General features: G+C 37.8%; 28 protein-coding genes, 1 tRNA gene and 2 riboswitches. Of the genes, 12 read left to right on the forward strand and 17 right to left on the reverse strand.

Features of this window, described 5'->3' with window-relative positions:
- Positions 1–8: 8 nt before the first annotated feature.
- Genes thrB through CIL05_RS05065 form a run of 3 tightly spaced genes read right to left on the reverse strand, consistent with a single transcriptional unit; the run spans position 9 to position 3,279 of the window.
- On the reverse strand, positions 9–923 hold the full coding sequence (gene thrB, locus CIL05_RS05055; protein WP_095654439.1) for a homoserine kinase: 915 nt from the start codon (positions 921–923) through the stop codon (positions 9–11).
- Complete coding sequence (thrC, locus tag CIL05_RS05060) at positions 920–1,981, reverse strand: threonine synthase (RefSeq protein WP_095654440.1); 1,062 nt, start codon at positions 1,979–1,981, stop codon at positions 920–922. The genes thrB and thrC overlap by 4 nt, the downstream gene beginning before the upstream one ends.
- Complete coding sequence (locus CIL05_RS05065) at positions 1,978–3,279, reverse strand: homoserine dehydrogenase (RefSeq protein ID WP_095654441.1); 1,302 nt, start codon at positions 3,277–3,279, stop codon at positions 1,978–1,980. The genes thrC and CIL05_RS05065 overlap by 4 nt, the downstream gene beginning before the upstream one ends.
- A gap of 223 nt (positions 3,280–3,502) precedes the next feature.
- Here CIL05_RS05065 and CIL05_RS22060 point away from each other — a divergent pair, with 223 nt between their 5' ends.
- The 4 genes from CIL05_RS22060 (at position 3,503) to CIL05_RS22570 (ending at position 4,802) form a co-directional block, all read left to right on the forward strand.
- Complete coding sequence (locus CIL05_RS22060) at positions 3,503–3,649, forward strand: hypothetical protein (protein WP_165769044.1); 147 nt, start codon at positions 3,503–3,505, stop codon at positions 3,647–3,649.
- 207 nt (positions 3,650–3,856) lie between these two features.
- Positions 3,857–4,252, forward strand: coding sequence for a hypothetical protein (locus CIL05_RS05070; protein WP_095654442.1), 396 nt, complete (start codon positions 3,857–3,859; stop codon positions 4,250–4,252).
- Positions 4,253–4,519, forward strand: coding sequence for a hypothetical protein (locus tag CIL05_RS22565; protein WP_240510121.1), 267 nt, complete (start codon positions 4,253–4,255; stop codon positions 4,517–4,519).
- A 37-nt stretch (positions 4,520–4,556) separates the two neighbouring features.
- Positions 4,557–4,802: a hypothetical protein gene (locus CIL05_RS22570; protein ID WP_240510122.1), complete on the forward strand. Its 246-nt coding sequence runs from the start codon at positions 4,557–4,559 to the stop codon at positions 4,800–4,802.
- Between the two features lie 92 nt (positions 4,803–4,894).
- Here the strand turns inward: CIL05_RS22570 and CIL05_RS05080 are convergent, their stop codons facing one another.
- The 5 genes from CIL05_RS05080 to CIL05_RS05100 form a co-directional block, all read right to left on the reverse strand.
- Positions 4,895–5,704, reverse strand: a complete 810-nt coding sequence (locus tag CIL05_RS05080; RefSeq protein WP_095654443.1) for an Rpn family recombination-promoting nuclease/putative transposase — start codon at positions 5,702–5,704, stop codon at positions 4,895–4,897.
- Positions 5,650–5,865: a hypothetical protein gene (locus tag CIL05_RS05085; RefSeq protein ID WP_095654444.1), complete on the reverse strand. Its 216-nt coding sequence runs from the start codon at positions 5,863–5,865 to the stop codon at positions 5,650–5,652. Before CIL05_RS05085 ends, CIL05_RS05080 begins: the two co-directional genes overlap by 55 nt.
- 424 nt (positions 5,866–6,289) lie before the next feature.
- Positions 6,290–7,045, reverse strand: a complete 756-nt coding sequence (locus CIL05_RS05090) for a DUF1129 family protein (RefSeq protein ID WP_095654445.1) — start codon at positions 7,043–7,045, stop codon at positions 6,290–6,292.
- Entirely contained in the window at positions 7,032–7,358 is a 327-nt protein-coding gene (locus CIL05_RS05095) for a PadR family transcriptional regulator (protein WP_206207751.1), read from the reverse strand. Before CIL05_RS05095 ends, CIL05_RS05090 begins: the two co-directional genes overlap by 14 nt.
- Before the next feature lie 183 nt (positions 7,359–7,541).
- Entirely contained in the window at positions 7,542–8,696 is a 1,155-nt protein-coding gene (locus CIL05_RS05100; protein WP_095654447.1) for an MFS transporter, read from the reverse strand.
- 206 nt (positions 8,697–8,902) lie between these two features.
- Here CIL05_RS05100 and CIL05_RS05105 point away from each other — a divergent pair, with 206 nt between their 5' ends.
- Both CIL05_RS05105 and CIL05_RS05110 read left to right on the forward strand, forming a co-directional pair.
- Positions 8,903–9,724 (forward strand): squalene/phytoene synthase family protein, encoded by an 822-nt coding sequence (locus tag CIL05_RS05105; protein WP_095654448.1) that lies wholly within the window; start codon positions 8,903–8,905, stop codon positions 9,722–9,724.
- Between the two features lie 569 nt (positions 9,725–10,293).
- Complete coding sequence (locus CIL05_RS05110) at positions 10,294–11,844, forward strand: BCCT family transporter (protein ID WP_095654449.1); 1,551 nt, start codon at positions 10,294–10,296, stop codon at positions 11,842–11,844.
- 39 nt (positions 11,845–11,883) lie between these two features.
- Here the strand turns inward: CIL05_RS05110 and CIL05_RS05115 are convergent, their stop codons facing one another.
- The 4 genes from CIL05_RS05115 to CIL05_RS05130 form a co-directional block, all read right to left on the reverse strand.
- Positions 11,884–12,558: a DUF4956 domain-containing protein gene (locus tag CIL05_RS05115; RefSeq protein WP_095654450.1), complete on the reverse strand. Its 675-nt coding sequence runs from the start codon at positions 12,556–12,558 to the stop codon at positions 11,884–11,886.
- A 1-nt stretch (position 12,559) separates the two neighbouring features.
- Positions 12,560–13,318 carry a polyphosphate polymerase domain-containing protein gene (locus CIL05_RS05120; protein WP_095654451.1) on the reverse strand — a complete coding sequence of 253 codons (759 nt, stop codon included), beginning with the start codon at positions 13,316–13,318 and terminating at the stop codon, positions 12,560–12,562.
- Positions 13,319–13,533: 215 nt separating this feature from the next.
- Complete coding sequence (locus CIL05_RS05125; RefSeq protein WP_240510123.1) at positions 13,534–13,740, reverse strand: hypothetical protein; 207 nt, start codon at positions 13,738–13,740, stop codon at positions 13,534–13,536.
- A gap of 81 nt (positions 13,741–13,821) precedes the next feature.
- On the reverse strand, positions 13,822–14,319 hold the full coding sequence (locus CIL05_RS05130) for a hypothetical protein (protein ID WP_095654453.1): 498 nt from the start codon (positions 14,317–14,319) through the stop codon (positions 13,822–13,824).
- 420 nt (positions 14,320–14,739) lie between these two features.
- On the opposite strand from CIL05_RS05130, the gene CIL05_RS05135 reads away from it, so the two are divergent.
- Positions 14,740–16,224, forward strand: coding sequence for an MDR family MFS transporter (locus tag CIL05_RS05135; RefSeq protein ID WP_095654454.1), 1,485 nt, complete (start codon positions 14,740–14,742; stop codon positions 16,222–16,224).
- A 121-nt stretch (positions 16,225–16,345) separates the two neighbouring features.
- On the forward strand, positions 16,346–17,083 hold the full coding sequence (locus tag CIL05_RS05140) for a MerR family transcriptional regulator (protein WP_095654455.1): 738 nt from the start codon (positions 16,346–16,348) through the stop codon (positions 17,081–17,083).
- 97 nt (positions 17,084–17,180) lie between these two features.
- Here the strand turns inward: CIL05_RS05140 and thiE are convergent, their stop codons facing one another.
- The 4 genes from thiE to thiW form a co-directional block, all read right to left on the reverse strand.
- Positions 17,181–17,807, reverse strand: a complete 627-nt coding sequence (gene thiE, locus CIL05_RS05145; protein ID WP_095654456.1) for a thiamine phosphate synthase — start codon at positions 17,805–17,807, stop codon at positions 17,181–17,183.
- On the reverse strand, positions 17,808–18,578 hold the full coding sequence (thiM, locus tag CIL05_RS05150; RefSeq protein ID WP_095654457.1) for a hydroxyethylthiazole kinase: 771 nt from the start codon (positions 18,576–18,578) through the stop codon (positions 17,808–17,810).
- Positions 18,575–19,414, reverse strand: a complete 840-nt coding sequence (thiD, locus tag CIL05_RS05155; protein ID WP_095654458.1) for a bifunctional hydroxymethylpyrimidine kinase/phosphomethylpyrimidine kinase — start codon at positions 19,412–19,414, stop codon at positions 18,575–18,577. Before thiD ends, thiM begins: the two co-directional genes overlap by 4 nt.
- A 65-nt stretch (positions 19,415–19,479) precedes the next feature.
- A riboswitch (TPP riboswitch) is annotated at positions 19,480–19,584 on the reverse strand.
- Between the two features lie 2 nt (positions 19,585–19,586).
- Positions 19,587–20,072, reverse strand: coding sequence for an energy coupling factor transporter S component ThiW (thiW, locus tag CIL05_RS05160; protein ID WP_095654459.1), 486 nt, complete (start codon positions 20,070–20,072; stop codon positions 19,587–19,589).
- 84 nt (positions 20,073–20,156) lie between these two features.
- A riboswitch (TPP riboswitch) is annotated at positions 20,157–20,271 on the reverse strand.
- Positions 20,272–20,684: 413 nt separating this feature from the next.
- Here thiW and CIL05_RS05165 point away from each other — a divergent pair.
- From CIL05_RS05165 to CIL05_RS05175, 3 genes are all read left to right on the forward strand, one after another.
- Positions 20,685–21,446: a hypothetical protein gene (locus CIL05_RS05165; RefSeq protein ID WP_095654460.1), complete on the forward strand. Its 762-nt coding sequence runs from the start codon at positions 20,685–20,687 to the stop codon at positions 21,444–21,446.
- A gap of 23 nt (positions 21,447–21,469) precedes the next feature.
- Entirely contained in the window at positions 21,470–22,393 is a 924-nt protein-coding gene (locus CIL05_RS05170; RefSeq protein WP_095654461.1) for a phosphotransferase family protein, read from the forward strand.
- Between the two features lie 62 nt (positions 22,394–22,455).
- Positions 22,456–22,779: a hypothetical protein gene (locus CIL05_RS05175; RefSeq protein ID WP_095654462.1), complete on the forward strand. Its 324-nt coding sequence runs from the start codon at positions 22,456–22,458 to the stop codon at positions 22,777–22,779.
- Between the two features lie 244 nt (positions 22,780–23,023).
- On the opposite strand, the gene CIL05_RS05180 is transcribed toward CIL05_RS05175, so the two are convergent.
- Positions 23,024–23,096 (reverse strand) — tRNA-Ala (locus CIL05_RS05180).
- Positions 23,097–23,236: 140 nt separating this feature from the next.
- Between CIL05_RS05180 and CIL05_RS05185 the strand changes: the two genes are divergently transcribed.
- Complete coding sequence (locus tag CIL05_RS05185) at positions 23,237–23,560, forward strand: DUF4870 domain-containing protein (protein ID WP_095654463.1); 324 nt, start codon at positions 23,237–23,239, stop codon at positions 23,558–23,560.
- Positions 23,561–23,645 lie beyond the last annotated feature (85 nt).

The following is a 23,645-nucleotide window of genomic DNA, read 5'->3' on the forward strand; positions in this document are numbered from 1 at the left end:
GCTGCAGATTACTCCGCAGCTCTTTTCAACGATTGTGTAACTTGAACACCAACACGATCAACCTCTAACATATTAACCTGATAATCTTTATATACTGTTTTCATATGTTCAGCAATGGCTTGTCCTTCTCCTTTAGGAACGAAGGAAATCATTGTTGGCCCCGCTCCGCTGATAACTGTTCCATACGCACCGAAACTTTTGGCTTCTTTTTTTATGTTCTTATAATTTGGGATAAGATTTGCCCTGTAAGGTTCATGAAATAAATCCTTTTCCATCATTTTTCCTGCTAAGTTATAATCCCCTTTTAAAAGAGAAGCAATCAGAATATTGCTGATGCTACTTGCAGTAGTAGCCGAATCCCTGGAGTAATTCGCTGGGAGCACGTTTCTTGCTTCTTCTGTTTTAAGTTCAATGTTAGGAATATATACAATTACATCCAGATTTAAGTCCGATAGTTGAATCCAATCGATTTCATGATCAGATGTCTTGACCGAAATGACCATTTCGCCGAGCAATGCAGGGGCGACATTGTCAGGATGTCCTTCGATTTCAGTTCCATAGTGTAACTTTTCCTCAGTAGATAGCGAAAGCTCACATGCCTGATTTGCCAGTTCAATACCAGCTATGACGGCGGAAGCACTGCTGCCAAGACCGCGTGCGAGTGGAATATCACTAGTTATAATAACTTTACATGCCGGCAGCTGTTTATTATGGCGCTCAGCAGTTTGTTTAGCAATTTGATAAATAAAATTTTCTTCATAATTTGTCTCATCCGGCAATAATTCGGAGTGTTGCTCAATCTCCCAATTATCAGCCTCTGAAACCTGTAATGTTAAATAAAGATTTAAAGCAGCACCTGCCGAATCAAAGCACGGACCTATGTTTGCTGTGCTTGCAGGAACTGAAATTGTAAAGTCCTTCATACCTTCACCATGGACTCGACATAATCGATTACTGCCTTTTCATCATTTGGCAGTGATGTAGGATTGATACTTAGCTGGTCAATAGCTGTTTGCGGATCTTTTAATCCATTCCCTGTAAGAACAGCCACTACTTTACTGCCTTTTTCAATGGTTCCTTTTTCACACTGCTGAATAAGTCCGGCGATGGAAGCACAAGACCCTGGTTCTGCGAAAATACCTTCCTTGCGTGCCAACAATTTAAAAGCATTCGCTATTTCATCATCTGTTACAGAATTAATAGCTCCATTGGATTCATCCCTGGCAGCTGTTGCCAAATCCCAGCTGGCTGGATTTCCAATGCGAATAGCGGTAGCGATCGTTTCAGGCTGTTCAATTACTTGATCCTTCACGATTGCGGCAGCACCCTCTGCTTCAAAGCCAAATATTCTTGGTAGTCCTGTTTGTTTCAATTCATGATATTCTTTAAAACCTTTCCAGTAAGCACTAATATTTCCGGCATTTCCTACAGGAATAGCTAGAATGTCAGGCGCAGTTCCGAGCTGATCGCAGACCTCAAATGCTGCTGTTTTCTGTCCTTCCAAACGATATGGATTTACTGAATTAACTAATGTCACAGCAGTTTTCTCACTAAGTTTTCTTACCATTTTTAAAGCTTCATCGAAATTTCCGTCTATCTCCACAATCTCTGCACCATACATAATTGCCTGTGCAAGCTTGCCCATTGCAACCTTTCCTTTTGGAATCACAATGATGGCACGGATACCGGCTTTGGCAGCATAGGCTGCAGCAGAAGCGGAAGTATTCCCGGTTGAAGCACATATAACGGAATTGCTTCCATCCTCAATTGCTTTTGCCACGGCCATTACCATTCCGCGGTCTTTAAAGGAACCTGTTGGATTAGCCCCTTCTACTTTTCCATAAAGCTCGATGTCTAACAGCTCAGAAAGGTTGGGAAAGTGGATAAGTGGTGTATTTCCTTCTTTTAGTGTAAGCTCCGGTGTCTTTTCAGATACAGGTAAATATTCTTTATAATGTTTGATTAGCCCCGTCCAATTCACTGTTCAGCATCTCCTTCGACTTTATAATGGCCTTTTATTTCAAGTACCCCATCAAGTTTAGGGAGCTCTTCCAATATATTGTGGAAGTTTTCCAATGATGTTTGATGTGTCACCAGAACTATTTCCGCAAGACCATGTTTTTCCAATGGCGTTTGCAAAATGTGTTTAAAGCTCATTCCAAATTGATTAAATAATGATGATATCGCTTGAAATACGCCAGGCTCATCATTGGCGTGCAGCCGTACATAATATTGTCCTAAACGTTCAGCAGGCGTTTTTAGTTCTTTTTTAAAGTATGGCTCAACAAATTGGTTTCCGGTTACACCCAAAAGCATATTTTTAATTAATGCAACAACATCTGAGACAATTGCTGTGGCAGTTGGCAGGCTTCCTGCCCCCGGACCGTAAAACATCGTCTCACCAACAGCTTCACCATATACATACACTGCATTATATTCATTTTTTACATCTGATAAAGGATGTTCTTTGGAAAGCAATGTAGGCTGAACTTCTACTTCCAGCTGTTGATTGGAGAAATTGGCATTACCGATCAGTTTCATTGTATAGCCAAGTTGATTTCCATATTGTAAATCTTCCAGTGCGATGTTTTTAATACCTGAGACTTCCACATCCTCCAAATCTACATCAGTTGAGAATGCCAAGCGTCCGAGAATAGCCATCTTTCTTGCCGCATCCAATCCCCCGACATCCGCAGTAGGATCTGCTTCAGCAAAGCCAAGTTCCTGAGCTTCCTTCAACGCATCTTCATAGCTCATTCCCTCATTATCCATTTTTGTCAGTATGTAATTGGTTGTACCATTAACAATCCCCATTACCTGCTGAATACGATCTGAAGAAAGTCCATCCGTAATTCCCCGCAATATCGGGATTCCTCCGGCAACACTTGCTTCATAATAAAAATCACATTTATTTTGGCTTGCAGCATTTTGCAGCTCTTTGCCATGTAATGCCACTAAATCTTTATTAGCCGTTACAACATGTTTTTTTGCTTTAAAGGCATTTAAAATATGCTGGCGCGCTTCATCTATTCCACCCATTACCTCAACAATGACATCAATTTCAGGATCGTTTAATACATCATCGGGATTTGTGGTAAGAAATGTTCGGTCTGTATTAACATCACGTTGTTTTTCAGGATTACGAACTAACACGCTTTTCACTTGTACTTCACAGCCAAGCTGGTGCATGAGCTTTTCCTGATGACTTTCAATAATTTTTATTACCCCTGAGCCTACTACTCCTAAACCTAACAGGCCAACAGACACTTTGTTTCCCACAATATCACCTCATATAAAATTTTATTTATAGCATTATTATTTGTAATTGTTTAATAGTCATTTAATCATGAATAATCGTGTATGGCAATAGCGAATTTTTAGAATTATTCATTAAAACGCTTACAATAATTTTGATGTTTTGGAATATATTTGTTATAGGTGATTAACCAAAATCGTTTTTATAAATAAACTAGTTATTATACAAAACAATGGGGTGACGGAGATGAAATATGCGAGTGTAGGCTTTACATTTATTGTCTGTTTGTTACTGGGAGCTGGTATTGGGTTGTTATTTGGTAATCTAGAGGTTGGCGGCGCAATTGGCTTTGGTGCAGGAATTATATCCATCGCTCTCTTTAGAAAAAAATAATGGAATTAACAAACAGTTCCCTGAAGATGTTGTTAATAAAGAATAAAACAAGCTTGTGTTGTTGTTGGCCACAAGCTTGTTTAAATTCAAAAGACCACTGTTTCATTCTGTTGTATCCGCTATTAAAGTGCTATAATGTTGAGAAAAGTTTTAGATGCATTGAATCATAATTTTAAAAAAGGTAAATAGGAGTGGAAAGTGTGTTCTATGAGTAAAAAGAAAATTGAACAAAGCGTTCGGCACCGTGCAACAGAGTTAATAAAGGAAAAAGGATACATCAGCCCTGTTGATCTTTTAGTCAAAATGGAGCGGCTAACATCTAAACAAGTAGAGGACTGGCGATTCAAGCGGATCCCTTATCTGGAACGTGTCACTGTTGGGAATTTGGCAAAACTGAATCACACAATGAAAGCATTAAAAAAGTTTGCAAACGAGCAAAATCTTAAACCATCCATCACAACTTATAAATCATGGGGGAAAGGTCCGAAAAAGCTTCTGCGTTTTTCAAAAACAGGTAATCCTTATATGGAAGAACTATATTCTACCCATTATGTACGGGTTAAAAGTAAAAGGAAAAGTGAAGCTGAAAAGAAGGATGAGTAAATGACAAAAGTAACAAAACTAAAAATTACTGAGTTAAAAAAGCATTTAAAAGAATATGATCAAAAAGAACTCATCGGATTAGTATCTGAGTTGTACAAGCTAAATAATGATGTACAGCATTACTTATCTGTAAAATATTTAGGAGGAGAAACGATTGCAGATTTATTTGAGAGTGCAGAGAAAGAGATAGAGGATGAATTCTTCCCTGATAGAGGCTTCGGCAAGATGCGTCTGGCAAAAGCAAAAAGCGCAGGTAACCAATTTTAAAAAGCTAACAAATGACCACATTAGAACAGTAGAGTTGATGCTGTTTTATGTAGAAGTTGGAACGGAATTTACCAATACCTATGGTGATATTGATGGAAAGTTCTATACCAGCATGTACTCTATGTATGATAAAGTAGTTTTGGAATGTGAAAAAGACGAAAACCTATTCAAAGAATTAAATGATCGATTGTATAAAGTTGTTGTTGAATCAGATGGAATTGGTTGGGGCTATCATGATGGTTTAGAAGAAAGGTATTACTCTATAGACTGGTTGGATGAGTGAATGATAATCACCATAAGGACTTAATTTTCAGATAGAAAAGAATATAAGGCAATCTGAAGAGATACGCATACCATAATTATGCTGCACCCAAGTTAATTTGGATTGCCTTTTAACTTTTCCACTTCTTCTATGCTTAATTCTGTAATTTCAGCAATATCGGCGGGTGACATTCCTTTTAATAGCAACTGCTTAGCTACTTTGATTGCTTTTTGTTTGTTTCCTCTTTCTATCCCTCTTGCCTGCGCTTCCTCATAAAACCGCTTCAAATCTTCACCTAGGTTTGAAATCATTAGGTTAACCTCCTTTGGATTGGCTTGATCAATTGTTTGTTCCATTTTCCTATGCTGAGCTTTAGGGAAACGTTTGATAATAATCTGCTTAAACCAGTTCTGGAATAATGTGAATTCCTTCGGTGTAAGTTTTTGCAATGTGCCAGCCAGAGCTTCCAGTTTCTTGTATAGTTCTTCAGGTTTCTTCGTTTTTTGATCCAAATAAAATACAGAAGAAATTAAATTTGATAACCCGAGTAACTCACCTTCAGTATATCGATTAACATCAAGTAAAATATATTTAAAATTAAGTAATTGCTCATCAAACATCGTTTCTTGACTCAGTTTTTGTTTAAATTCCAGTGGAACCGTCCATTCACCCCCTCCATTGTGCAGTACAATTGGTATAATTACAGGAAGACGAAAGTCCTTTTGCTTCACTTTAGTTTCATCACTGTTTTTTACAAATTCGCGCCAGACTTCAACCATGTAAAGCAATAAGCGATAGGGCATTTGATGATCCACGGTGGATTGCAATTCCATTAGTGTATAAAAGATAACTTCCCGATCTTTGAGTTTTAAATTATATATAAGATCGGCTTCTTCCTCCTGAAAGTCCGTAAAATAAACGATTTGTCTACGAGTTCAATATTTGATTCATCAATTTGTTTTACCCACTTTTTATCGATAAACGATTTAAGTAACTGGACAAATACTTGTTTTGCTTTTAGTAAGGATCTATATCCAACATCATGTTCATTATTAATCTTTCCCGTTTCATTCACTTTTGACACGAAGAACCCTCTTTTCTCTATTATATTCGATTACGCTGTAATTTCCATCATTATTGATGAATTTTCGAAAATAAGCAAATCGTTAATATTGGAAAATGAGGGCTAATCTTTGGTGAGAAATTGAATTTTGCTCTAAGGGGAAATGGCATTTTAGAGAGGTGGAATTGGGTTGAAATGCAAAAGTTGTATTTATAGATATTTTTTCATAATACGTGTATTTATGAATATCAGCCCGAATACGTACATTATTAAAAAAGAGAAGAATGTTGCTACCCATGTAATTATAAGATTGCAACAAAGATGTTAAGTCCTGAAGGAGCCAGAAATTTAAACGATGGTTGAAAGAAAAAGAGGTAAAGCGATCAACTTAAAGCAATGATGATCGCTTGTAATGCTTATAAAGTTAAGCATATGGGTAGTTCCTCTACTGCACCCTCCTTTTACGGAATAATAAGACGCCCCCAACAATTGTAATTAATACAACTAAAACTACCGTTATTGTTATTAACATTGGATCCTCGTTTACACTTTCAGGAATGAATCGATTTGCAACAGGACCCCACGACAGGAAGAATGGAATTAGTATGGTAATCCATGATTTAGAATAAATAGCAAAAATAATAAAAAACATAATACATGCCAGTAGGATCAAATTATTCTGTAGTGGTGTTGCAATGAAAAATGGCTCTGCATTTGTTTTTTGTTCCCATAGGATAACTACAACAAATAGTCCTGTTAGTATGGTGTAGGCTACAGCTATTACCCCGTAAAACCATTTTGAATGAAACAGCTTTGGCAATACATTTACTAATAGAAATCCATAAACTGCAAAGGAAAGCAGACATAAAAAGATAGATACACCTATTCCTATTTTCGAAATAGAAAATGTACCTTCTATAGCAGGTGCAAAGCTAAAGTAGGCAATGATAAGCAATGCTGTCATCGGTGCCAGGCTGGCAATCTGACGAAAATCAAAGCCCATTTCCTTGCCAATACTTTTCATATACTCCCTTGGACTTTCCCCGACAATATGTTCAGGCACTTTCCCCTCTGCTTCAGCCTGCTGCAGGTGATCTTCAAGCTCCTCTGTTAATTCATTAATTTCCGCATCATTTTTCCCTTTGGACATTAAGTACATTCTTAGCTCAATGATAAATTGTTCCGACTTATTGGACAGCATTCTTACCATCTCCTTCTTCTAAAAGTGAGGATACGCCTTGAGACAATTGATCCCAATGTTCCTTGAATCGTTCCAGTTCAACGATGCCATCTTCAGTAATTGTGTAATATTTTCTCTTTGGGCCGCTGGGTGATTTTCGCATCACTGTTGAAACAAGGTTGTTTTTTTGCAACCGCATTAATACAGGATATATACTTCCTTCACTTACTACCGCAAATTTATGCTCCTGTAGCTTTTCAATAATTTCATAGCCATATGTTTCCCCTTTGGCAATAAGTGCAAGTAAACTCCCATCCAGCAGACCCTTGAGCATTTGACTTGTTGTAGACAACGCCTTCACCTCTGATTATATTTCTAATTTACTCTATCTTACATCATGCTATAGTGTATTGCAAGATAGCATTAATAAAAATATCCACTAAGTTTTTAGTGGATATTTTTATTGAGATAACAAAATCTAAAGTGCTTATCATTTACATACTAGAAAGATATCTGTCTACACATACACGCTACTTCTTGATTTTGCCATTGATATTAATGCGGTCCCCAGTGCGAAAATAACAAAAAACCCGCCAACTGTAGGGGTTTGTGCAACAGAAGCCTGTTCAATCACAGTTCCACCGATGAGTGATCCGAATGCTATCCCGAAGTGAAGAGCAGAGTTATTTAAGCTTTGCTGAATATCTGCTGTTTCAGGGGAAGTTTCAATCAGATGGCTTTGCAATGCCGGTGTGATTGCCCAGCTCATCATACCCCAGAATACCATTACAATCAGGAATAATGGTAAAAGAAATGTAGTATAAGGAATCACAAATAATGCAATTCCAAAAATAATTACTGTAGTCAGTGTGGTCCGTTTGGAACCAAAGCGATCGGACAATGTACCGCCGATACCTCCACCACTAACTGCTGCAATTCCGAAGATCAAATAGATAATACTAACCCAGTTTCCATCAAGTCCCATTGTTGTTTTCACATATGGAGTTAAATAGGCATATAGCACGGCATGACCTGTCAGAAATAAAAATGTAGTTAGATGCGCAAAAAATATTCTGCGTTCTTTCAGTGATGCCAGCTGTTTTCCCAGAGAAACTTGCGGCTTTGGTGCAACTTTCTCCATAAAGAAATATACACCTATCATGGAAAACAGAGTTAATACTGAAATCAAAATAAAAGGTGCCCGCCAGCCAAAAGCATTACCAAGCATTAATCCAAATGGAATCCCTAATACAAGCGAACCACTAACTCCCATGGAAACCAAGCCAATCGATCGACCGCGGTATTTTGGGTCACCAATACTTGCTGCTAAGGTTAAACATAGGATAATTAATAAGGCCGCACTCGCTGCAGAAATGATACGACTTAAAAACAGAATGGCAAATGAGGTGCTAATAATTGCCACAAAGTTTCCAATTAAAAATACGAATAAAGCGATTAACATTAATTTTTTTCGTTCTATTTTAGCTGTTAAAACCAATAAAACCGGAGCTCCGATTGCAAAGACTACAGAAAAAATAGTTATCAAAAGTCCAGCCTGACCAAGACTTATTCCTAAATCTGTAGCAACTAAATCGAGTATTCCACCTATAATTAATTCGACCATCCCAACAACAAATGCGACAATCGTTAATAAATATATACGTTTATCCATTATTACTTACGCCTTTCCTTCTATAGATACCTTTATTATACTAATCTCATTTGTAAGGAAAGACAAGAGAAATATATGGAAATGAAAGATTTACGAATTAACTGTCTACGCATATTTAGTTCGAATCTTTTGGACAAAACATGGGGAAATAATTAGCTGTTTTTGGTATACTTGAAATACCTCACGTTTTAAAGGAGGAAAATTCGTTGAGTAATCAAGCTAAATTACAAAAAGAAGCTATGCATATGCTTAAGCTTACAAGCAGAACTTTTTATATTCCAATAAAATTATTAAATCAAACGTTGAGATTAACAGTAGGCTCAGCCTATTTATGTATGCGTGCAATCGATGAAATAGAGGATCATGACCAATTAGATGCAGAAACAAAGCAGTACTTACTCCGTTCTACCAGTGAGTTGTTAAAACATGAGCAATTTGATGGGACTGCCTATCAAAAGCTGGTAAAGCCATATGCGTCCCTTTTACCGGAAGTTACCAAAAGACTTGGTGACTGGATTTCTATATGTCCGGAGGAAATTGCAGGTAAAATCAAAGAATCAACAAGCATCATGGCTGAAGGGATGGCTGATTGGGTTGAAAAGGACTGGGTAGTAAATACGAAAGAAGATCTGGATGACTATACATACTATGTAGCAGGATTGGTTGGTGTAATGCTTTCTGACATATGGGAGTGGTATGATAATACAAAAACGGACCGGGACCTTGCGATTGGATATGGCAGGGGGTTGCAGGCAGTTAACATGCTCAGGAATCAGGAAGAAGATGCTGACCGTGGAGTAAGCTTTATCCCTGAAGGCTGGGATAGAAATGATTTATTTGCCTATGCCACAGACAATTTAAGTAAAGCAGATGAATACATAAAAGACATTAATACCCGCAACATTCTTTTATTTTGCAGAATTCCGTTGGCACTGGCAAAACGGACCTTAAAGGCAATGAAAAGCGGTAAAGAAAAAATGTCGCGTGACGAAGTGGAAGAAACAGTTGATGGGATTATTAATGAGTAAAGAAATTCTCTAATAAATACACAGTTAGGTGATCTGATTGTGTATTTTTTACTAATAGGAAATTTTCAAGGAAAAACAGTATAAGTGCATGAAGAATTGGCGATAAGCCAATTTACCAAATGATAATTTCGATAGTTATAAGTTTTATGAAGTTTACAGTATAATAAAGGAAAATTAAATAATAACCGGGGTGAAGGGGGATGCTGGAAAATCAATCTGAGGTTAGCAGGCATCCGACCGGAAGTTTCCCACACATTGGTAAGCCTGGGAATTAACTTTGAAAATTAAAACGTATAGCTCTTTGCAGCAGGCTCTTTCTGTGTATATGAATGCACAGAAACAAGCAAACTAGGATCAATCATGATAAATAGTTGATTTTTTTGACTATGAATCGGATTATACCTATAATAAATAACTGTGTTAAAAATCTGAGCAAGCTGATGGTTTTTCGTCAAGGTTATTATGAAAGAAAAAGAATGTGATAATCAACTTCCATCCAACGGTCTTAAAATGACAAAGGTATATATATAGTTTAGACACTTGCTCCTAACAAAATTAGGAGGAAAAGCGTGGATTTAGAAAAGAAAGGCAAGAGATTAGATTGGCCGGTATTTATCGTAAGTGGTGGATTTTTAATATTATTTATTGTATTGTCATTAATTAACAGTGATGTAGTTGGTAGTACAATTACTACATTATTTGATTATTCTGCAGACATATTTGGTGCCTATTGGCAATTACTATTACTGGGGAACTTTTTCGTCGGGCTCGGTTTGGCGTTTTCAAAATATGGAAAAGTTCGTTTAGGTAAACAGTCCAAACCAAAATATAGTTATTTCCGCTGGGTCGCCATGATTTTAGTTACATTATTGGCGAGTGGCGGCGTTTTCTGGGCAGCCTCAGAACCAATGTATCATTATATGAGCTCACCCCCACTATTCGGTGGCGGAGAGTTTAACAATTTGAATGCAGCGTTTGCTCAGAGTTTCCTGCACTGGGGATTTACGGCATGGGCAATTCTTGGAACACTTGCAGTAATTGTGATGATGTATGTGCATTATAGTAAAGGATTGCCTTTACGGCCAAGGGGCTTGTTATACCCGATCTTCGGTGAAAAAATATACCGGAATAGTGTACTTGGTTCATCGGCAGATATATTTTCAATCATAGCAACTGTTGCTGGAACATTGGGTCCACTGGGGTTCCTGGGATTACAGATTTCGTACGGGCTTAATCATTTATTTGATGTTCCCAATACATTAACAGTAAGTATTATTGTCGTACTGGTGCTTGCAGGAGTAGCTGCGATTTCAGCTGCAACCGGAGTTGATCGAGGGATTCTTACCCTCAGTCGCTATAATGTAGGGTTTACAATTTTCTTGGCAATTGTAACACTTATTATCGGCCCCACGATGTTCATTATTGATGCATTTGTAGGTGGAACGGGCGTTCATTTGCAAAACTTTTTCTCGATGAGTCTATTTCGCGGGGATAATGCATGGCTTGGTGGATGGACTATATTCTTCTGGGGCTGGTTCATCGGTTATGCTCCCATGCTGATTGTATTTATTAGCCGAATTTCCCGTGGCAGAACCATCAGAGAGCTGATTATTGCAGTATCAATTGTTGCTCCATTAGTTAATAACTTCTGGTTTTCGGTTGTAGGTGGAACGGGTGTTTTTTATGAAAGGGAAAATCCGGGTTCAATCTCGAATGCATTAAATGAAGGTGGAATGCCTGCAGCAGTAATGGCAATCACAGATCAAATGCCTTTGGGCCTATGGATGGGATTAGGGTTTTTACTTGTCTCCGTCGTATTTGTTGCAACAACAGTTGACACGATGTCTTATACAGTTGCGGCAACATTAACTGGAAATGATAATCCAAAAAGATGGCTGCGGGTATTTTGGGCAATGATTTTTGGCCTGACAACGGTCATGATACTTTCGATTGGTGAGGGCAGCATTGCTTCTATCCAAAACTCAATCGTTATTACAGCAGTTCCCGTGTCGCTATTATTATTACCTCCATTATGGAATGCACCTAGAATAGCAAGAAAAATGGCGCTGGAACAAGGTCTCATTTGGGAAAGAGAAATGAGAAAAAAAGTAAATAAATAATCATTAGGGAACCTTCACAAGTGAGGTTCCCATATTTTTTTATTCACTTTCCATATATGTTAATGAAACTTTCAGATTGGCATTCTTTTCACGAATACGATCAAGCAAATCCCTGTCCTTTGTGCCTGCTTTACAGCGGATCGCATAAGTGTACAATATCATAGTACCCAGATTAGTAGTTTCCACCTGCCTGAGGGAGTTGCTTAAAGTGAATGTTTGGAATACATCATCAAGCAGGTTTTCATGATTTAAATTTTCCGGAACAGTTACTTTTAATATTTGGGTATCCTTACCTTTCCCGTATTCAAATTTATAAAGAATATAGAATAGGATACATGCAAAAACTGTCAGGATAATTGCCAAGTCAAATTGATATAATCCACAAGTCATACCGACAGAGAGACCAAAGAAAATATATGCAATATCCTTCGCATCGGTTACGGCACTCCTGAACCGGATCAGTGAAAATACTGCAAATAAACCAAAGGCAACACCGGCATTTCCGCTGACAACATTCATCACTACCGATACAACAACACTCATAATAATGATGGTATGCACGAAATTTTGGGAGTACCTTTCTCCAGTAAATGTAATTTGATATAGTTTCGTAATAATTAAACTAAGAATGGTTGCTACTGCCATTGCAAGTAAACTCATAAATATAGTTGATTCATTTCCGTCAATTTTAAATAGCTGATCGATGATCTCCATATTAAATACCTCCCACAAGTACGTTTTCCTTCACAATGCCATTTGGCAAAGCTTCATTTTTTAATAATTCCAAGCTTGTGCAAAATTTTGATGCACTTCTTTGTTCACAATTTATATTTTGCAAGATTCGTGTTAGCCATAATGGAACGCTGTCGTTTACTTTTACTTCTAAAACTACTAAATCGTCATCTATAAAATTTACGCCATGTGGCCCATGTTCCAGTAATAGATTATCTTTCCTGCACCTAAGATTTAAATCAAATGTAATTCTTAAATCAGGGTCATCTGTACAGTGAAGTGCATGCCGGTCATAGCTTACAACCATTTCTGGATCCAACTGGTAAAGCTTGCGGAAATAATCTATTTCTTTTAAAACCTGTGGATTTGAAGTTTCATAGTAATCCAGCGAGTCCTCCTTTTCATCCAAATAGCGATATGCTTCATGAAGCGGGATCAGCATTCTCCTTTTATTCACTACTTTTTTATGCTTTTGTTTTACTTCAAAAAAAGCTGTACTATTAAGGTCGGTGTCGTTATAGACACGCAGACGCAGCTTTTGCCGATACTTTAATTTGTTTTTTGTTTCAAAATAAATTTTGTGATCCGAGCTTTCGAAATATAGGGTGGAAACTGTATACCTTCCATCAATGCCAAATTTGTCCGAACGCATATAAGGTGCAATTTGCATGATGAGCTCCTGATATTGCTCCTTAGTAATAAGATATTTTTGTTCCCTTCTTCTGAAAATTTCAATTGCCATAATCTTCATCCTCCTTGAGATCTATAGTAAAGGGGTATGGTAAGATCCCGATGTGAGAAGGATTAGAATACGGTGAGAAATACATGTGTTTCCAGTAAGTAAAAATGGTACTTAATATGTAGAGTTATAATGGGGACAAGTGTTGATTATTTTAAGGACGGGAATTTATTGCATGAAAAAGAAAGAGACCTTAAAAAAGGTCTCTTTCGTTAAGTTTAGGTCCATTCCTTTCTCAAAAGTGCTCTGACTGCAAGGTACAGTAGAGCTACAGCAAAGACAATTACTGCAATTGCTCCCACAGCTATCAATAAATTAGCTATGGCGGTTGAAGTGATGAAACTCGCTGCAAGTCCTGGTACAATGATTAGCGCAAAGCCTGCTAGAATGGCTGTGAGAAAAAGTGTGGCCAATCGATTCATCATAATCCCTCCTTCGCTATACCTTATGAAGGAAGGAAAAATTATGCTTGTATTGATGTCTATCAATTAAATAATTTGGGATATCTAATAGCATTGGAAGGACTCGATTTGGTCCAAATCAATTCCAAAATATACCCATCTGAAACCGGCCCATCTGAAACCAGCGATGGAATTCCTTCCTACAAACGTTGGGAAAAACCAGAAAGAATCTCTTCTTAGCCATATATAGGTGAATCGGAACAAGCAGCCACGTATGCCGCCTGGATCTACTGCTTTGGTTTGAAATTGCGACTGTTCCGGTGTAAAGCTTGGTGGTGGGGTAGTAGGTGCACCGGTTGATTGCCCACCGCCAGGGAATCCAGGAAACTGTCCGGGGCCACTGGGACTGCCTGGTCCACCGGGAAAACCACCACCAGGAAATCCGCCTCCTGGAAAGTTTCCTCCAGTGGAGCCTCCCCCTGGGAATTGTCCACCTGTTGAACCTCCTCCTGGAAACTGCCCGCCGCCACCACCGGGTCCTAAAACTTGATCTAATAAGTAGCCAGGTAAATTAAATTGTCTTTCATCATTATAATTATTCACGTATTTTTCCTCCCTTAAAAACCTGCTCCCTTCACTATATGGGTGACAAGTCTAGTTTGGGAATGATTCCAGTAAGAATGGGCACATAGATGTGAGCCAAAAAGTTCTTGCTAATCGTGTGAAGACGTGATAATATAAGTCTCTACAATTTTGAACGGAGGGTTTACTAAAATGGCAATCTTTAAATTCCGCAATACTTTATCATTGCTTGGCTAATTGAATAGCATTGGGAGGCTCTGCATGTGTAGAGTATTCGGAATTGGTCTGCCTTTAAAAATCCATACAAAGAGATGAAAGGGAGGGGGGACTCTCTCTTTTTATTTTCTTTAAAACGCAATATAACCGGAGTTTGATTACCTATTCCTCTGCACATTAGTTGAGTATCACCCGAATGGATTGTAAACAGAAGGAGATTTTAGTATGAAAGATAATAATCAACCAAAAAAGTATGAATACCTGGCGGATAATCCAGACGTAAAAGTTATGCCGATTATGCTATCAGTAATTATCGGGGCTTTTTTTGCAATATTGAACGAAACGTTATTAAATATTGCGCTTACCACACTGATGGATGAATTTAATATTACATTGCCTACTGTTCAATGGATGGCAACAGGGTTCATGCTGGTAATGGGTGTTGTTATTCCAGTATCAGCCTTATTACTGCAATGGTTCACTACAAGACAATTATTTTTAAGTACAATGATCATTTTTACCATTGGGACTTCGATCAGTGCTATAGCACCAACTTTTTCCGTTTTGTTAGTTGGTCGGTTAATCCAGGCAGTAGGAACAGGCTTATTAATGCCTATTATTTTTAATGTATTTTTATTAATTTTTCCGCCACACAGACGTGGAAAAGTAATGGGGATAGTCGGACTGGTTATTATGTTTGCTCCTGCTATCGGACCAACTCTTTCAGGAATTATTGTGGAATATTTAGGATGGCGTTATTTATTTATCACAGTTATCCCATTCGCTATATTCTCTATTGCATTTGCTTATAAGTATCTTGTAAATGTTTCAGAAGTTACAAAACCGAAGATTGATATACTGTCAATTGTTTTCTCTACAATCGGGTTTGGTTCTATTGTATATGGCTTCAGTGCGGTAGGGGAGAGTGATGCAGGCTTTCTTAGTCCAAATGTTTATATTGCAATAATTGCTGGAGTCCTTGGAATAGTTTTATTTTCACTTAGACAACTTAAACTTGAAGAACCGGTAATGGATTTAAGGGTATTTAAATACCCAATGTTCACACATGCTGTTCTGATGTTTTTAATTATCATCATGGCTATGTTCGCTTCAGAGATTATTTTGCCAATTTATATGCAGGGACCATTGGCCTTAAGTGCAGCAACTGCAGGATTAGTTCTGCTTCCGGGAGCTATTTTAAATGGGATGATGTCACCATTTATGGGGCATCTATTTGATAAATTTGGTCCTCGTGTTTTGATGATTCCTGCAACAATTGTTTTAAGTGGAACAATGTTTATGATGAGCAGATTAACGGTAGATACATCTCTATGGGTTGTAATTGTAGGGTATATCTTATTAATGTTAACTGTCTCAGCAATTATGATGCCTGCAGAGACAAACGGATTAAATCAATTGCCTAAACGATTGTATCCACATGGAACGGCAGTAATGACAACATTACAGCCTGTTGCAGGGGCAATAGGTGTCTCGGTATTTATCAGTATAATGAATGCAAGACAACTTAACTTCCTGCAAAAAACTAGTAACCCAACAGATCCTGCCACAGTTAATGAAGCGATGGTAGCTGGTGTTGAACTTGTATATTTTATAGCCTTTGCCATGTCGGTCATAGCTGTCATTATGTCATTTGTTGTTTACCGTGCAGTGCCAATGAAAGAGGAAAAGGCTTTAACAGAAAAAGAATAATACCACCAAACCCACTTTGAAATTAAATTTGAAGTGGGTTATTTTAATTAAAAAGCATTTCATCCATTGACTCTAACGTTACGTTATACTTTATAGTATTAGTTGAAGGGAGGTTCTCACCATGAAGGTAAAAGAAGTTGCTGATTTAGTTGGAATAAGTGTGCGCACACTGCATCATTATGATGAAATTGGGTTATTAACCTCTGAAGAAACAACTGAATCAGGCTACCGTATTTATTCTGAAAGTGATCTTGAGACATTACAGCAAATTCTATTCTTTAAAGAATTAGGCTTCCCTTTGAAAAAGATAAAAGAAATTATCAGTAGTCCATCGTTTGACCGAGCTGAAGCATTGGAGCTTCATCGAAAATCGCTTCTTGAAAAAAGAAGCAAACTAGATAATATGATACGGACGATTGATAAAACCATTCAACACTCGAAGGGAGAAATTGAAATGAGTAATAAAGAAAAATTTGAAGGCTTTGATTTCAGCAGCAACCCATACGAACAGGAAGCACGTGATCGCTGGGGCGATAAGGCCGTTGATGAATCAAATGCCAAAATAAATAGCCTGTCCAGAAATGAGAAGAAAGCATGGGAGGACGAATTTAATTCGATTTACAAAGAATTAGCCGAGATTCGCCATGAAGCTCCGGATTCAGAAGTAGCCCAGGAAGGGATTAAAGAATGGTATGACTTTTTGAATAGAATGGGTAACTATTCATTGGATGCATTTAAGGGGCTTGGCCAAATGTATGTAGATGATGAACGCTTTACTAAAAATATCGATCAGTTTGGTAAAGGCCTTGCTGTATTTATGCGTGACGCTATGGCCGTTTATGCCGATAAAAATAAGTAACGGTTGTAGAAAGTTGTTTCTACAACTATAATCGAAAATATTTTAGATTTGGGGGCATAATTTTGCCCCCATTTATTAATTTCATACGATTATCACTTTACAAACCATTCACTGCGTTTTTTATATTGTCTGCTTTCGTAATGGCGGAAATAACTGACACACCATCTGCACCAGCTTCAATTACAGAAGCAGCATTTGCCGACGTGATCCCACCAATTCCTACGATGGGGAGTTCGGGAAACTGTTTCCTTAATGATGTTATCCATTCTAGACCAACTGCTAATTTTGCATCAGCCTTTGTACTTGTATCAAAAACAGGTCCGGCCCCAATGTAATCGACTAAAGAGGTTGGACTCTTAGCTACTTCATTAGCATTTGAGACCGAAAGTCCAATAATTTTATTGGGAAAGTGTTTACGCAACCCTTTTGCGGATAGATCGTCTTGCCCGATGTGAATCCCATCAGCCTCTAATTGATCTACTAAATACATATCGTCATTTACGATGAATGGTATCTTATATTGCTGACAAACATCACGTAACTTTTTGCCTAATTCCAATTTTGCGTCCCCGGATAGTGAACCCTCACCTTTTTCGCGAAATTGAAAAGCTGTAATTCCTGCTTCTGCAGCCTTTTTCAGTATTTCAACAGGATCGCTTTTACAATTTTGACTCCCCATTATAAAATATTTGCGAAGAATCCATGGTAAATGTTTGTTCATCATCTATCTCCTTTCCAGCTCAATAACTTCTAATGAAAGTGCATCGATAAATCGAGTGGAAAAGCTGCCGGAACCAGTTACATCATTACGATTGGCTGCATATTTTGCTGCCAATCCATAAAATTCAACTGCTGTTAGTGCTTGTTCTTCGATAGGAGCATCTGTTGTTAAACAAGCAGTTAAAATAGATCCAAGTAAACAACCTGCACCAGTAACCTTTGTTAAAAAAGGATGCCCGGTTTCATTGTGAATGGTCGTATTACCTGTGCAAATAATGTCTGTTTTGCCAGTTACTACAGCAGTAGTTTGATAGCTTTTGGCAATTTTCCTGGCAATTTCCTCGGTATTGCCAGCACCAATTGATTCAACCCCTTTTGATCGCCAGGGAACTTGTACAAGATGTGCCATTTCACCGGCATTTCCTTTAATGGCTGCCACTCTAACTTCTTCTAATATTTGTTTTACAGCTGATGAACGAAGTGAGGTAGCTGCAACTCCTACAGGGTCAAGTACAACCGGGATTCCTTTTTGATTTGCAGCTTTTCCTGCAAGAATCATTGCAGAAAGCTCATTGGCAGTCAGTGTACCTATATTAATAAGCACACCGTCAGCAATGGAAGCCATCTCACTTGCCTCTTCCTCTGCTTTTGCCATAATTGGCGAACCCCCAAAGGATAGTAATCCATTAGCTGTAAAATTCATGACAACCTGATTGGTTAAATGATGAATCAACGGACTATTTTTTCGAATGTCATTAATGATTTCGGCATTCATAGTTTTACACTTTCCTCTCTTGTTGCCCAATGATTTGTTGGGCCACTTCCAGCACCTAGTGAGAAGGAATGCTGAATAGCTGCTGTTACAAAATCTTTAGCTTTTCCAACAGCATCAATTAAAGATACACCCTGACTTAAATAGGCAGTAATAGCGGCAGAATACGTACATCCAGTGCCGTGTGTGTTTTTTGTATGAATACGTTTTGCAGAAAAAGTATGCAGATTTGAACCATCATAAAGGAAATCGACAGCTTCACCCTCCATATGTCCGCCTTTAACCAGTGCAGCACCTGCGCCAAAAACTTCTACAATCTTTACAGCAGCATCTTTCATAGCCTCAACTGTATCAATCGTTTCTCCTGTAAGGTATTCTGCCTCAGGAATATTCGGTGTTACTAAAGATGTTAATGGCAAAAGGTTCTGTCGTAGAAAATAGCGTGCATTTTTTGCGATTAGAGGATCCCCACTAGTGGCAACCATCACAGGGTCCATTACATAGGATATATCCTGCCCTGAAATTTTTTCAGCGATTACCTTCATGATGTCTTCATTAGCGATCATTCCTGTTTTGAATGCATGAATGGGCATATCGGAAAACACTGAGTTCAACTGTTGCTCAATCATTTCAATAGGAATATGATGAACAGCTTGAACACCTGTTGTATTTTGAGCAACTACTGATGTGATCACTGACATTCCATAGGTTTTTAATTCCTGAAATGTTTTGAGGTCTGCTTGAATACCAGCACCGCCACTCGGATCGGTACCAGCAATTGTAAGTGCACATGGGACTTGTGTTGTTGAGCCTTTCGGTAAATCATTTGTGAATGTCATTAAAAAAGCCTCCTAATTAGTAGTTTGGAAGCTGCTAGGGGGTCTAAGTAGATTAATAGAGGATTCATTGTCCTCGACTACTTTCCTGCGCAGGCATTATCCTGATCAGGTTCCAAGGGACTAAGGATTATTCCTTATCTCAGCCTCAAGTAGCGCCCCCAGTAGTTTCCAGTTAAATTCGTATTAAATTTTCCTGCTTAACACGTGAAATAATAAACCAGCCGATAAAAGCTCCGGTTATACTGCTTACCAGAAATGATGGTAGAAAGGCAAATGCCCCAACGGAACTTCCCATTAGAATTTTAGCAAATGGTACTGCGAAAAGTGAGCCAACTATCCCGGTACCTAGTGATTCACCAACTACAGCCCACCCTTTTTTTCCGAATTTCAGGTAAAGATAGCCAGCTAAAAACGCACCAATCATACCACCGGGGAATGCTAATAATGTTCCAATCCCCAATAAGTTTCTTAATAAACCGATCATAAAAGCAATTACAACTGCTGGACCGGGACCAAGCATTACCCCTGCCATTACATTGACAGCATGCTGCACAGGGTAAGCTCTTGCAACGCCGGCAGGAAACCAGAGAATTTGTGCTCCTATTGTTCCAATTGCTACAAAAACAGCCATGGTGGTTAATAAACGTGTCCGATTCATCATTTTCCTCCCTTCATCATAGGGGCATCAAAAAAGCCAGATCCATAAAAAGGACCTGGCTTCGGTATGCTGAAATAGAATAGACGTATTGTCCGACTACTTCCCTCCGCTGGCATTAACCAGATCAGGTCCGTAAGAGTCGGAAAGCTTATGCGTGCTTTCCTCTCAGCCCGTTAATTGGGCACCCCTAGTAGTTTTGTTTAAATGTTCAATTCTTTACAAGCATAACAAAAAAAATGGTGATTGTCATAAGATACCGGTAAAATATGAGTGAAGACCTATAAAAATTAATATTTACCATAATCATATAAACCGGTAAATAAAGTGTTGTATAATTTTATAAAGTAGATCATTTACAAAGGAAGTTCAGAGATAGGGGATATTTATGTGAAAGTGGATGGTTTACTAAAATAGAGAGAGATCTATTTTTAGCGGGTAATATTTGTCTTTTAATGATCTCTATAAAATTTGATCAAACGTTTGATCAAATTTTACATATAACTCAATGACACTGCCTACAGATGATCTTTATTGGATTTTGATGAGTTTTTCTGTATTAAATGATTTCAAACAATGTAGAATTGAAAGAGAATGAACTTGGGGGTGAAGTTGATGGATAAATTTAACAGCAAAAAGTTCCCTTTTTACCTGTATACAAAGCTTATAGGTGCGGGATTTTCATTTTCGGTATTTATAGTTTTCATGACCTTTATGATTTCATTTGATCTTTTTGAGCTATCAGAATTGCTTTCCAACCCATTATTATGGGCAGCATTTTATGTGTATGCAATACTTTGCTCAATTATTATCGATGGGATTATAAAGTTGTGGCCAAAACTAAAAAGCCGGATTGTTCTTCTTTATATTTTTGCAGGCTGTATTGTTTTTGCTATTCCGATGTACCATATTATTTATTTTCTGATTGCAGGATCTATAGGGGCTGCAGCTGCACTTTTATTTTATTATGGAATGAAAATAATTAAGCCCAGATTCTGGCTATCAATTATTTTTGCAATTGGCATGCCAATTCTGTTTATCGTTATTTCAATAGTTGATTTTACGGATAAGGAGAATTGGGTGGAAGAAAGAAATTCATTCGGTTTTGAATCGACATTTGACTACTTTCATGGAGAACATAAAATTCCAATTGACCTTGAAAAGGGGGAAGTAATTATATTTCAAGTAAATATATATGATGAAAGTGGCGGCTGGGGATACCATTTTGAAGATGAAAAAGGCAATCATGCAGGTATGGAAAGTAGAGGCGAAAAGTCGGCATTTGAGGCTTTGGAGGATGGCGAATATTATATTGTTCTCCATGGTGATGAAGCAAAAGGCAGGTTTGAAGTAGATTGGGAAATTTCCAGAGAATAAATAGGTGGTGGAGTGAATCTTAAATGGACTATTTATCTGAACAAATACAGAAATGGGTAGTAAGTGCTGTTGGAAAAAATGCAGCTATTGTTTCGATTGAGCGGTTAAAGGGCAGTACTTCTTCTGTCTTGCATAAACTAACGCTTAAATTAACTGATGAAATGAAGGAAGTAGTAGTTCGGCAATATGATAATAAAGAGTGGCTGAAGGAAGAACCGGATCTTGCCCTGCATGAAGCAGGAAGTTTATTTTGGGCAACTGATAAAGGGTTGTCTGCACCTGAAGTAATTGCATATGAAGAGCGTGGGAAGGTATGTGGTGTTCCACTTGTTTTAATGTCAAAGGTTACGGGTACTGTTGAACTGAAACCACAAGACATGAGTGAATGGATTGATGGATTGGCAAAAGAACTAGTAAAAATACACACTGTTGATATCAGTGACTTTCCATGGAAATACTTTAGCTATAATGATATGGGTAAGGTGGAAGTGCCAGGTTGGTCAAGTGTTCCCGGCACATGGAAAAAAGTAATTGAAATGGTAAAAGGGGCACCGCCAAAAGCAAGGGAATGCTTTATTCACCGGGACTACCATCCTGCTAATGTGCTTTGGGAAAGTGGCTCTGTAAGTGGAGTAGTTGATTGGGTTAATGCATGCATGGGACCTGCTGGGATTGACGTCGGTCATTGCAGGTGGAATTTGGCCATGCTGTATGATGTTGAAACGGCTGATGAATTTTTGTCAGCATATCAGGGTTATGCCGGACCAGATTATGTATATGATCCATATTGGGATTTGATTTCGCTGATTGATGTGCTTTTCGGACCACCTGAAGTTTATCCAGGATGGAAAGCATTTGGAGTAACAGAACTTACGAATAAGCTGATGGAAGAGCGGATGGATAAGTATGCAGTTAGTTTAGTGGAAAATGCAGAAAGAAGCGAATGACTTAATGAAATATCAAGAAAATAATGATATAATATGGGAAATGAAAGGAGGTGCAGAGTGAGGTGGAGGAGAAAGTAAATATTATATTGGATCGATTGGAAGAGTTAAAACAAGGGCAAAGTGTACTTGCTTCAAATCAGGAGAAACTAGAATTAAATCAAAGTCATCTCGAATTAAATCAGGATAAACTATCATCTAAACAGGATGAGTTTGCTTCAAGCTTAGAGCTTCTTGCATTAAATCAAGCAAATTTTTCAATAAAGATGGATCGAATGGATGAGAAACTTGATAATTTCATGACCGAAACCAGGAGCAATTTTAAGCATGTGCAGTCACAGTTAGATAATCATACAGATATGTTTAAATTGGTGCAATTGAAACGTTAAACTGGTGCAGCCTCAAGTGAAGACTTCTTTGTTTTACCGCAAAAGCAATATCATCCGACAGCCTCATAGTCAATTTTAATAAATGAAAATAAAACGAAGCCTGATTATAAAAAGGCTTCGTTTTTAGTTATTTTGAGTTAGTTTAGTTGTTCCTGTTCTTTGCTTCTTATTATGATGCGATAGGAATATGAAGTTTTAATGAAAATAAAAAAGGTTAACAGGATTTCTGTTAACCTTTCGATAATGGAGCATAGGGGGCTCGAACCCCTGACCTCTTGCCTGCCAGGCAAGCACTCTCCCAGCTGAGCTAATGCCCCGTACAAATAAACATTATATATGTAAATCACTAATAATTCAATTGTAATTGTTTTAAAAGTATAAATCGGAACATATAATTAATTCACATAAGCATATTTATATGATACAAATATTATTGTACATAAAGGAGGAAGATGTTATGCGCACAGAAGATGAACGTCTTTTTTCCATGTTGATCTATATTCTAAGCCTCCCTTTCCCGGTTTTGGGGCCATTAGTCATTTGGCTTTTAAAAAGGGAGGAATCTGAATTTGTTGATTATCATGGAAAGGAATATTTTAATTTCATAGTTTCCTATATTATTTATGGCATTATCAGTTCTATATTGATCATTTTATTGGTTGGAATACTTATGCTGATTGTACTTAGTATTATGACAGTTGTATTTACCATAATTGCAGCGGTCAAATCATACCAGGGTGAAAGATATAGATTTCCATTGGTTATCCATTTTATCAAATAATGAGATCCTTTTTCAGGGTCTCTTATTTTTTTGACGTTAAGGAATTATATATAGGTACATATAACTGTTTTAATAAAAAGTAGTC

The organism is Virgibacillus profundi (assembly GCF_002287375.1).
GTDB lineage: Bacteria > Bacillota > Bacilli > Bacillales > Amphibacillaceae > Virgibacillus_K > Virgibacillus_K profundi.